The 10,896-nt window shown below is 62.8% G+C and carries 7 protein-coding genes; 3 read left to right on the top strand and 4 right to left on the bottom strand.

The features are described from left to right. Positions 1–42 precede the first annotated feature (42 nt). Positions 43–615 (top strand): hypothetical protein, encoded by a 573-nt coding sequence (locus ACSQ2A_RS17705; protein WP_436073300.1) that lies wholly within the window; start codon positions 43–45, stop codon positions 613–615. Here the strand turns inward: ACSQ2A_RS17705 and ACSQ2A_RS17700 are convergent. Further along, a complete protein-coding gene (locus ACSQ2A_RS17700; RefSeq protein ID WP_291405436.1) occupies positions 612–932 on the bottom strand; it encodes a 2Fe-2S iron-sulfur cluster-binding protein in 321 nt (106 codons plus the stop codon). The genes ACSQ2A_RS17705 and ACSQ2A_RS17700 overlap by 4 nt on opposite strands. Before the next feature lie 128 nt (positions 933–1,060). On the opposite strand from ACSQ2A_RS17700, the gene ACSQ2A_RS17695 reads away from it, so the two are divergent. Next, a complete protein-coding gene (locus ACSQ2A_RS17695; RefSeq protein WP_436073299.1) occupies positions 1,061–1,450 on the top strand; it encodes a hypothetical protein in 390 nt (129 codons plus the stop codon). Here the strand turns inward: ACSQ2A_RS17695 and ACSQ2A_RS17690 are convergent. From ACSQ2A_RS17690 to ACSQ2A_RS17680, 3 genes are all read right to left on the bottom strand, one after another. Further along, positions 1,447–2,619 carry a class I SAM-dependent methyltransferase gene (locus ACSQ2A_RS17690; RefSeq protein WP_436073298.1) on the bottom strand — a complete coding sequence of 391 codons (1,173 nt, stop codon included), beginning with the start codon at positions 2,617–2,619 and terminating at the stop codon, positions 1,447–1,449. The genes ACSQ2A_RS17695 and ACSQ2A_RS17690 overlap by 4 nt on opposite strands. After that, complete coding sequence (locus ACSQ2A_RS17685; RefSeq protein ID WP_436073297.1) at positions 2,616–4,217, bottom strand: peptide chain release factor 3; 1,602 nt, start codon at positions 4,215–4,217, stop codon at positions 2,616–2,618. The genes ACSQ2A_RS17690 and ACSQ2A_RS17685 overlap by 4 nt, the downstream gene beginning before the upstream one ends. Positions 4,218–4,356: 139 nt before the next feature. Then, positions 4,357–4,692 (bottom strand): Hpt domain-containing protein, encoded by a 336-nt coding sequence (locus ACSQ2A_RS17680; protein WP_295411573.1) that lies wholly within the window; start codon positions 4,690–4,692, stop codon positions 4,357–4,359. A 414-nt stretch (positions 4,693–5,106) separates the two neighbouring features. On the opposite strand from ACSQ2A_RS17680, the gene ACSQ2A_RS17675 reads away from it, so the two are divergent. Beyond that, positions 5,107–10,719: a hypothetical protein gene (locus ACSQ2A_RS17675; RefSeq protein ID WP_436073296.1), complete on the top strand. Its 5,613-nt coding sequence runs from the start codon at positions 5,107–5,109 to the stop codon at positions 10,717–10,719. The last annotated feature ends 177 nt before the right edge of the window (positions 10,720–10,896 follow it).

Genomic DNA, 10,896 nt, shown 5'->3' with positions numbered 1-10,896 from the left:
ATTCAATCGCTTTTATATTTCCCTAGCGAGGGCCACCTTAGAATGACACCAGACTGGCAAAGCAAAGACGGGCAAAATAATCCTGACGCCCGCCGTTCGACGCAAAGCGCCCGCCACATAACGCCAAATATGTCAGAATTTGCCGACCGAAATTTGCTCGATGCGGAGCATTTTTTGCGGGTGTTCCTGCGGCTTTTAGTTGTGGCCACGGGCCTCGGCACCACGACGGCATTTGCCCTGATACCGCTGCCCAAACCGGAGGCCACGGCGGCTATCGAAGCCGGCAAATCCGCGCCCTTTGTCGGCGCATGGTCGGTGAGCATGCCCACCATGGAGGTGGGCACACCCGACACGGACTACGCCATCTGCACCCTGCCCGTCCGCATCGAGGCGGCGAACGAGACGCACATTTTTTATCTCGGACCGCGCGAGGTAGAAGCCGACGCGGCCATGGAGCTGGTGCCCGACCGAAGCGGCGCACGATGGGAGCCGATAGCCGGCGGCCCCATCTTCTTTGCTATCTGGATCGATCCAGACACATTCTATCTCTACGACACCGTGCCGGAAACCGAGGCAGACTGGGGCATGCCCTTCGTCTATCGCCGATGTGGCTAGCCCTGACGCGTCGGAACGTGCAGCACCAGACCGTCGAGATTGTCCCGCACCTTGATCTGGCAGGACAGCCGGCTCGAATCCTTCACATCGAAGGCGAAATCGAGCATGTCTTCTTCCATCATCGACGGACCACCGACGGTCTCGCGCCAGTCCTCCTCCACATAGACGTGGCAGGTGGCGCAGGTGCAGGCGCCGCCGCATTCGGCGACAATGCCCGGAATACCGTTGATGATGGCCGTTTCCATCACAGTGGAACCGTTTTCCGCTTCGGTTTCAATGCGTTCGCCGCTGGGCGTGACAAAAGTGATTTTGGTCATAGGTCTTTTTTGGCTTGCTGTACCAATGGGATATAGACCTCCACTGCCCGGTTAGGAAGTCGCGCTTGGGCATGGACGCTTGCGATTGGCAGCATGGCTCGCCACGATGGCACAAAGAGGAAGATCGAATGACCGCATCCGAACCGCATCTGCAATTCATCACCCAGCGCCCACGAGAAGACGGCTGCGGCGTCGTGACCCTGCAGATGCTGACCGGACGGCGCTATGACGAGATCGCTAATCTCTTCGATTGGACGGGCAAGCCCCAGCACCAGACCAATTGGAGCGAGCTGCGACCAGTTCTGGCAGGACTCGGCTGGCAGCTTGGAGAAATCACCGCTGCGGCCGGCTGGGATGACATTCGCTGTCTGGCGATCGTCCACGTCATGGACGACCATTTCATGCTCTACGACGGTCGCAGCGGTGTCTTCTACGATCCATGGGAATGGGAGGGGCCGCAGCAGATGTCGAACCGCGTGCCGCTATCCTTCGTGACGGTTGCTCCGCCCAAAGCCTAGTTCAAGCCCAACAGGCCTTCGAGATAGTGCTTCTCGATGCCGAACATGGCCTTCACCTCAGCAATGCGCTTCAGCGCCGCCTCCCGCGAACCGGCTTTGCCCTTCTGCGCGACAATGAGATTGTTCTTGGGCGTATGTGCGTCCGAGACAAACTCAAAGACCTTGGTGCGATAGCCCGAGGCTTCGAGCAGCAGCGCCCGCAACCCATCGGTGACCATCTCGGCCTGCTTTTCCATGAACGTGCCATGGCGCAGCAGGAAATCGAGGCGATTGTCCGAAGACCCCGCCTCCATCTGCCGCCGCACCTGTTTGTGGCAGCATGGCGCCACTGCGATCAGTTCGGCGCCAGATGAAATGCCCTTGAAGATCGCGTCGTCCGTCGCCGTATCGCAGGCGTGGAGCGCAATGACCGCATCGGCGCCGCTGGCGTCGTAGTCGAGGATCGAAGCAGGCACGAAGCTGAGGGTTCCAAAACCGCTCTTTTCGGCCAGCTTATTGCCGTCCTCGACCAGTTTGGGACGCATCTCGACGCCGATCACTTCGGCCTCTTTGCCCTCAGATTTCAGATAGTCGAACAGCGCGAAATCGAGATAGCCCTTGCCGGCACCCATATCGACGATGCGCGGCTTCTTGGCCGAAAGCTCATGAATCAAAGGTGCAAAAATCTCGACCATCTTGTTGATTTGTCGAAACTTATCCTGCGAGGCAGCCAGCACTTTTCCATCGGCGCCGGAGATGCCAAGCGCCTGCATCCAGACCTTATCGCCTGATGTCAGCGGCCGGTTTTTGGCGCGATCATGCCCACCCTGCACCGCCTCGCGCCCAGCCACCTCAGTCTTCTTCAACCTGATCTTGTCGCCCTGCCGCTCAAACTGCAGGTCAAAATCCGTGGTCTCCAGCCGAGCACTGCGAAATTCATTGAGAAGCCCATCGCGCACAAAGCTCATGGCCTCGTCGATGGCAAGATTCTTGGTGATGTCGCGCGTCTTGTAGCGGAACACAAAGCTCAGCCGCTCGCCGGCCTTGATCGCGACCTTGCGAGCTTCGACGCTCTTCAGGTCCGCCTCGGCGCCATGATAGCCGCCGAGCTTGAGCTTGGTGATTGACCCGTCGACAAAGCCGGTCTGCAGCGCGAGGACAAACTCCTCTATGCGATCGGGCGCGCTCAATGCCGTTCCTTGGTGGTAAGAAACTTGATCTTCGGCCAATCCTGCTTGGCCCGATCAGCCCACCACGCGTTCTGCGCCAGGAAGACCGGCGCATCCGCGCGGTCTTCGGCCATATTGGTCTTCTGCGCGGTGATAAAGCGCTTCAGCTCATCGGGATCGTCGCTCTCGACCCAGCGCGCCACCTCAAAACCCATCGGCTCGAAGGTGATCGGTACACCATATTCCTTGGCAACACGGCTCGCCAGAACTTCAAGCTGCAACTGGCCTACGACACCGACGATCCAGTCGGCACCCACCATGCGGCGGAACACCTGCGTAACGCCTTCCTCGGCGAGATCCGAAAGCGCCTTGGACATCTGCTTGGTCTTCATCGCGTCGGTCAACCGCACGCGGCGGATGATTTCCGGCGCAAAATTCGGAATGCCGGTGACATTGATCGTCGCGCCCTCGGTCAGCGTATCGCCCACCGACAGCGTGCCGTGGTTCGGAATGCCAACAATGTCGCCGGCCACGGCCTCTTCCGCCAGCTCGCGATTATTGCCGAAGAAGAACATCGGATTGGCCACGGCCATATCCTTGCCCGAGCGCACATTCTTGAGGCGCATGCCGCGTGTAAAAGTGCCCGAGCAGAGGCGGACAAAGGCGATACGGTCGCGGTGATTGGCGTCCATATTCGCCTGCACCTTGAACACGAAACCCGAGACCTTCCTTTCATCGGGCGAAATCGGCGCCGGCAGCGCCGGCTGCGGCCGCGGCTCCGGGCCCCAGTCGCCCAGCGTGCGAAGCAGTTCAGCCACGCCGATGCCCTTTAGCGCAGACCCAAACAGAACCGGGCTCATATGGCCCTCATGGAAAACCTTGAGGTCGAACTCCGGCAACATGGCCCGCGCCAGTTCCAGCGTTTCAAGCGCCGTCATGAAGACCGGCTCTTCAACAAGGCTGTCCACTTCGAGCAGATCATCGATGGCATCAAACTCGGCCAGCGTCTTGCCCTGCGGCGTCACCACGCGCTTTTCGAGGAGGTCGATATACCCCTTGAAATCCACGCCCTGCCCGATCGGCCAAAGCACCGGCGTCAGGTCTAGCGCCAGCTTGCCCTGAATTTCATCGATCAGGTCGAGCGGCGCGAGACCCTCACGGTCCACCTTGTTGATGAAGGTGATGATCGGAATATCACGCAGACGACAAACCTCGAACAGTTTCAGCGTCTGGCTTTCGATACCCTTGGCGGCGTCGATTACCATGATGGCGGCGTCTACGGCCGTCAGCGTGCGATAAGTATCTTCGGAAAAGTCCGAGTGGCCCGGCGTATCGAGCAGGTTCATGGTGAGCCCATCGAACTCGAAGGTCATCACAGAGGACGAAATGGAAATGCCGCGCTGCTGCTCCATTTCCATCCAGTCAGACCGCGTCGACCGCTGCCCAGCCTTGCCGCGCACAGCGCCGGCCTGCTGGATAGCACCAGCCGCCGAAAGCAACCGCTCGGTCAGCGTCGTCTTACCGGCGTCCGGGTGCGAAATGATCGCAAAGGTACGGCGGGTACGGAACGGTTCAAGATGAGCCCGAGGAGTAACCTCGGCGGCGGAAGACAGGGACATGGAAACTGCTGAATGCTGTGTCGCCGACGCATTGGCGCCGCGAGGACCGACTTCATATGGGGCGCTCTATAGAATCTGACAACCGCGCGGTCAAACCGCGCGTTGCAGAGTCAAAGCCGATCGATCCAGACAGCTGCCGCTAAACCGCCTCGTTCGCCACCATGCGGCCGATGAAGTTACGCACGTCTTCGACCACGAGGCCGAGGTCGTCGATGCGTTCCGGCGTCAGCGGGCGGCCGCTGCGGATTTCGTGTTCCATGGCCTTGGCAAGGTCTGCAACGGCCCAGGCGCCGACACCACCGGCTGCGCCCTTGATCGAGTGCAGCACCAGGGTCAGGTCGTCGAAACTGGCCGCCATTTTCAGCCGGCCGTAGTAGTCCCTGATGGTCGTATCGAAGAGCCGCAGCACTTCGAGTTCCAGTGCTTCGTCGCCGAGGCACTGCTTGGCGAGGTGCACCAGGTCGACCGGCCGCATGGTCCGGGTTCGGATATCGGAATGGGGTTCCGCTTTGATAGCGGTGCCGCCGGGGGCCATGACGAATACTCCGTACACGTTCGCTCGCATGGGCAAGGGAACAATTCGCTTGGGTACAAGCCTAGTGCGACCTCATGAACAGGCAATTAAGCCCCAACTTTGCCTTTGTTTGCGGTTTCATGAGCGCCGTTTCCACGCGAAAATTAACCTTTCGCTAGGAAATTGTTCGGATTGCATCAAATTGAATGTAATAGTGAACGGTGAGCCAGCGTGCGGCGGCGGAGGGTTCTGGAACGGCGATGCATTTGCATCGAATTGTTCCGATTTGACCACGGTCCCCTAAAGGGGTCGGGACTAATCTCTTCCAGAAGCCCGCTTTGTCGCTAGAGTGCGGACGCGAGAGTTGTAGAGAGTATGGCCAACAATCAGAACACCCAGAACGATCCGGCAGCACTGGCGTTTTCGGCAGTAGAAGACGCGCTCAAGGAATCGGTGTTCAGCCTCGATCCCACTAGCCGTCCAAAGGTCGAAAAGAAGCCCGAACCGGCTCAGCCGCGTTCCGAACGTCTGCGTGCCGCCGACAAGATCGCGCAACAGGCTGGCGCTGTAGCCAATGACGACCGCGCTTCCGCAGCGCGCCTGCTTTATGGTCTGCAGAACCGCTCGTCCGCCACTCCGACCTGGCTGGCTACTGTACTCTCTATTCTATGGGTTGCTGTCGCCGGCACCGCCGCCGTGCTGCGCTATGGCCCGGAAATGGCCAATTTCGCCCAGTTTGCCGGCAGCATCGAATTCATCGCCATCGTGGCGATCATCGCCCTGCCCGTCCTTGGCTTCTTTGCCGTCGCGACGCTGATCCGCCGCGCGCAGGACCTGCGCAATGCCGCGTCCTCGATCACCCAGGCCGCCATTCGCCTTGCTGAACCGGAAGTCACTGCCTCCGACAAGGTTGCGTCGGTGGGCCAGGCCGTGCGCCGCGAGGTCAACGCGCTGGGCGACGGTCTCGAACGCGCCCTCTCCCGCGCCGGCGAACTCGAAGTGATGATCCACAATGAGGTCACCGCGCTCGAACGCACCTATTCGGATAATGAATCGCGCATGCGTGCGCTGATCGCCGAATTAGCCAGCCAGCGCGAAAGCGTCCTCACCAATACCGAACGCGTGCGCGAGGCGATCACCGAGAGCCATACCGGCCTCGTCTTCGATCTCGACATGATCAGCCAGCGCATTGCCGGCACCATCACCGAAAGCGGCGGCAATCTTTCGCGCGCCCTCGAAAGCGGTGGCGAAGCCCTCAATGCTGCTTTCTCCGAACGCTCTGAGAATTTTGCGCAGCTGATGGACAATCGCACCACCGATTTCCTCGCTGCACTCACGAGCACGGCCGATCGCACGGCCGGCGTCGTCGAAGACAGCACCGCCCGCGTCACCAGCAATTTCGACAGCCGCACTGCGGCCTTTACCGCTGCCATCGAACGTCACATCGACACCCTCACCGAAGCGCTCGACAGCCGCGCCGGCTCCATCGGCAACACGCTCGATAGCCAGACCGTCATGCTGACGACGTCCATTGAGGACAAGACCGACGCCCTGGCCAATCTGCTCGCCATCAGCGGCAGCAAGATCGTCGACCAGCTCGGCGAACGCGGCGATATCGTCACCAAGGCGCTCGAATATCTCGGCACCCGCATTGGTGAAGACGTGTCCGGCCGCGCCCGCGATGCAGAATCCATGCTCGGCACCCTGTCGCGCCAGCTCGACGAATCCGTTTCGATCCAGCTCAATTCGTTGGAAAGCCGCCTGCAGTCGGCCCTCATCGAAATCAACGGCGCCCTCGACGACACCGCCGAGCGCGCCCGCATCACCGTGTCGACCGCCGGCCAGGATTCGCTCGGCCAGTTCGATGCGCGCCTGGGCGAAATCACCGGTCTGCTCGACCAGCGCCTCTCCGCGCTCGACAATGTCATCGGCGACAAGGGCGACAGCCTGCTCTCCCGCCTCGACCAGCACGGCACGAGCTTTGCGACCCGCGCCAATGTGCTTGAAATGGCGCTCAACGAAGAGTCTGGCCGCTTCAACGATATCGTCAGCGATCGCACCCGCGAGATGAACGAAGTGATCGGCGCCAAGGCCGCCGCCATCACCGAGAGCCTCTCCAACCGCACGCGCGAAATCTCCGAGCGCCTCGACACCTATGCCGAAACGCTCACCGAAACCCTCGACAACCAGACTGGCCGCATCGACAGCGTGCTGTCCGGCCGTTCCGAGCAGCTCGCGAGCCGTCTCGACGCCTATGCCGAAACGCTCAATGTCGATCTCGACAGCCGCACCGGCCGTATCGACGAAGTGCTCAGCAACCGCTCGTCGCAGCTGGCAGGTCGTCTTGATACCTATGCCCAGACGCTCAATGCCGACCTGGACAGCCGTTCCGAGCAGTTGTCGAGCCGCCTCGACACCTATGCGCAGACCATTGCCGCCGATCTCGACAGCCGCGCCGGTCGCATCGATGACGTGCTGAACAACCGTTCGCACGAACTGGCGAACCGTCTCGACTCCTACGCACAGACCATCGACCTCAACCTCGAAGGCCGCGTCGGCGAAATCAGCCATGCCATCGCATCCGGCGCCGAAGCCATCGAGCAGACGCTTGCGGGCCGCAGCACCGAACTCAGCGAAGCCATTCGCGTTCGCTCGCAGGAACTGGGCCAGACGCTCACGACCAGCACCCAGGCCTTCGACCAGGCCATTGCCGGCCGCACCCAGCGCCTCGCCGATACGCTTTCCGAACGTACCAACACGCTGTCGCTCGAAATCGAAAGCCGCACGGGCGCCCTCTCCGGCCAGCTCGAAGAACGCACCCAGACGCTCGCGTCGACCCTCGACGAAAAGCAGACCCAGTTCGCTGCCGCCATCGAGGAACGTGCAGGTCGCTTTGTCGGCGATCTCGATGCCCGCACCGCGGCCATGACTGGCGCCCTCGAAGCACGCACGGCCGCCATGGCCGGTGCCCTCGATACGCGCACCAGCGAGCTCAACGCCTCCTTCGATCGCCGCACCAGCGAGCTCACCGAAGCGCTCGACACCCGCACGCAGGAACTGGCGGCCACCGTCGGCACCCGCACCAGCCAGCTGTCGAACGCCCTCGCCGCCCGCACCGAAGCGCTGTCTGACATGCTGTCGACCCAGACCAGTTCCATGGGTGAAACCGTCGGCCTGCACACGGCCGAACTGGCCCAGACGCTCGACCAGCACAGCGCCGCGGCGCGCGAATCCATCGACGCCTCGTTGCGCACGGTTTCCGAAACCATGGCTGGCCGCCTCGGCGATATGTCGGCGACGGTTGCCGGCAAGGTTGCCGAAATCGGCATGGCGATGACCGAGAAGCTCAACTCGGCCCTGTCGCGTGTCGATGAAGCCCAGACTGGCGTCACCTCGCGCATCGACGCGGCCAGCGCCAGCTTCGACGAGAACGTGCGCAAGGCAACGCAGATCGTGGAAACCGGCGTCGAAGCCGCCCGCAATTCCATGGTCGACCTCGTCGACAAGCGTCTCGGCAGCCTGCCCGAAGCCATCACGGCCCGCGCCGACATCACGGCTGAACGCCTCGCAGCGCTCAACGCCTCGATCAATACCTCGATCACCCAGTCCATGGCCGATCTCGAAGCCGGCGCCGACCGGATCGAGGAAACCATCTCGACGCGCATCACCGCCGCCACCCACGCGATCTCTTCCGACGTGGCCGCGACTGCCGATCGCATGGACTCCGCCGTCCGCACCGCGCTCGACCAGATCCGTATCGCCGCCGGCTCGATCGACCAGATCGTTTCGGTCAAGGCGGTCCAGACCGTCGACTCGATCGAACAGCGCCTCAGCGAGATCAACCAGTCGGTGGAAGGCCACACCTCGCAGTTTGCCGCTCTCGTCGACCAGAAGTCGGACGAGCTGCAATCGGCCCTGCGCAGCCACGGCAACCTGCTGCGCGAAGCCCTCGCCGGCAATGCGCGTGACGCCGAGGAAATCATGTCCGTCTCCTCGAGCCGGATCCTCACCGACGTCAGCGCCGCGCTCAACAAGCTCAACGACTCCAACCTGCTGCTGCAGCGCGTTCTCGACGCCTCGACCACCAACCTGGCGACGCTCGAAACCTCGATTGCCCAGCAGACCGCCAGCTATGCCGGCACCATGCGCGACGCCATGGGCCAGACCGAAGAGGCCGGCCAGATGGTCAGCCGCCACGTCGGTGCGCTCCAGCACACCATCGGCGCCATGGTTGGCGAGTTCGCCGAAATCCTCGGCAAGCTCGACGTCGAAGTCGTCAGCATGTCCCAGGCCTCGCGCGCCCTCGAGGCGACCAGCTCCAATGCGCTGGACTCGCTCGAAGAGCGTCGTGGCGCCATGGATGCGCTGGCCGCCAGCTTCACCACCCGCGCCGACGATATCGACGGCCGCATGCGCATGTTCGCCCAGTCGATCGCCGATACGGTCAACGATACCGAACGCCGCATGATCGCCGCCCGCCGTGCCATGGACGAAGCGCTGTCTTCGACCAGCAACACGGTTGCCGAAGCGCTCAACAACGCGACGACCAGCGTCAACGACGCGCTCTATGTCACCAATGAGCGCTTCACCACCACGCTCAACGAGCGCACCTCCCAGGTCGACAACGCCGTCCAGCGCGCTGCCGAGGCTGCCGCTGCGGCTCTCAGCCAGACCTCGTCTTCGGTGCGTGCGGCCCTCGCCGCCCAGGCCGATCAGGTCAATGCCAACCTCGAGGACAATGCCACCCGCGTCAGCGACCTGCTCGCCTCGACCGCTGGCAGCGTGACCGATGTCCTGACCTCGACCACGAGCTCGCTGGCCGACACGATCACCGACACCACCAGCTCGGTGCGCAACACCATTGCTGCCAATACCAGCCAGCTGCGCCAGGCCATCGACCAGTCGACCTCGACCTTCCGCCAGACGCTCGACCAGACGACGGAAGAAGTCTCCACCCGTCTGGGCGATTTCCGCGAAACGGCCGACGGCGAAAGCCGCCGCACCAATGCCGCCCTGCAGGAAGCCCAGCGTCGCCTCGCCGGCGAAATGCAGCAGGCCATCGAGGAAGCGACCCAGCGCTTTGCCGAGACCGCTCGCGCCATGCGCGAAACGGCCCGCGAAGTTGGTCACGAGCTTGAATCTACGCGCGCCGAACTCGCCCGTGGCGTCAACGAGCTGCCCGAGGAAACCCGCGCCAGCGCCGCCGCCATGCGCCGCGTCGTTGCCGAACAGATCGAAGCCCTCAGCGAACTCAACGCCATCGTGCGCGGCCAGCCGGCAACGCACGACCTCACCGATCGCCGTGGCAACCAGCCGCGCGTCTCGGCTCCGCGCCAGCCCGAACCGGCTCCCTACCAGCCGCCGCGTCAGCCGGAACCGCAGCCGGAAGCCTATCGCCCTGAACCTGCTGCGCAGACTCTGGTCGATCCGATCCGCACCACGGTTCGCCCGGCTGAACCGGCACGCGCCCCTGCCCGTCCGGTCGTCCAGGCCCAGCAACCTGCCCCGGCTCCGGTCCAGCAGCCCCAGCCTGCTCCGGTCGCTCGTCAGGCCGCTCCCGCGCCGCAGCGTCAGGAAGCCGAAGCCGGTGAAGGCGGTTGGCTGCGCGATGTGCTGCGCAATGCGTCGGCCAGCCAGGCCGGCCAGCCCACGCAGGGCCTTTCCACGCTGACCGAGGAAATCGCCAACGCCATCGACGACAACGCCTTGGCCGACGCCTGGGCCCGTTATCAGGCCGGCGAATCGAACGTCTTCTCGCGCCGCATCTATTCGCTGACCGGCCAGGGCACCTATGACGAAGTCCGCAAGCGCCTGCAGCGCGATCCGGAATTCGCTCGCACCGCCCAGGCCTATATGGGCGATTTCGAACAGCTTCTTAAGCGCGCCGCCGCCGGCCCGCGCCCCGCTGCCGAAACCCGCGAATACCTGCTCTCCGATCGCGGCAAGGTCTACACGACCCTCGCCCACGCCAGCGGCCGCCTGAGCTAAAGGCACACAACATGAAATGAAAAAGCCCCGGAGCGATCCGGGGCTTTTTGTCTGTGGGGGAAATCCGGTTGGTACCGCTTTCCACCCACTCGGACCTCGACAGTAGAGGTCTGGTTCGCGCACCCTCCACATTCGTCACCACCGGGCTTGTCCCGGTGGTCCATGCGGAGGCGAGAT

The organism is Devosia sp. LjRoot3 (assembly GCF_964252865.1).
In the GTDB taxonomy this organism is placed as follows: domain Bacteria; phylum Pseudomonadota; class Alphaproteobacteria; order Rhizobiales; family Devosiaceae; genus Devosia.
Note: the sequence above shows the minus strand (reverse complement) of the source record. Positions and strands in the feature narration are given on the sequence as shown.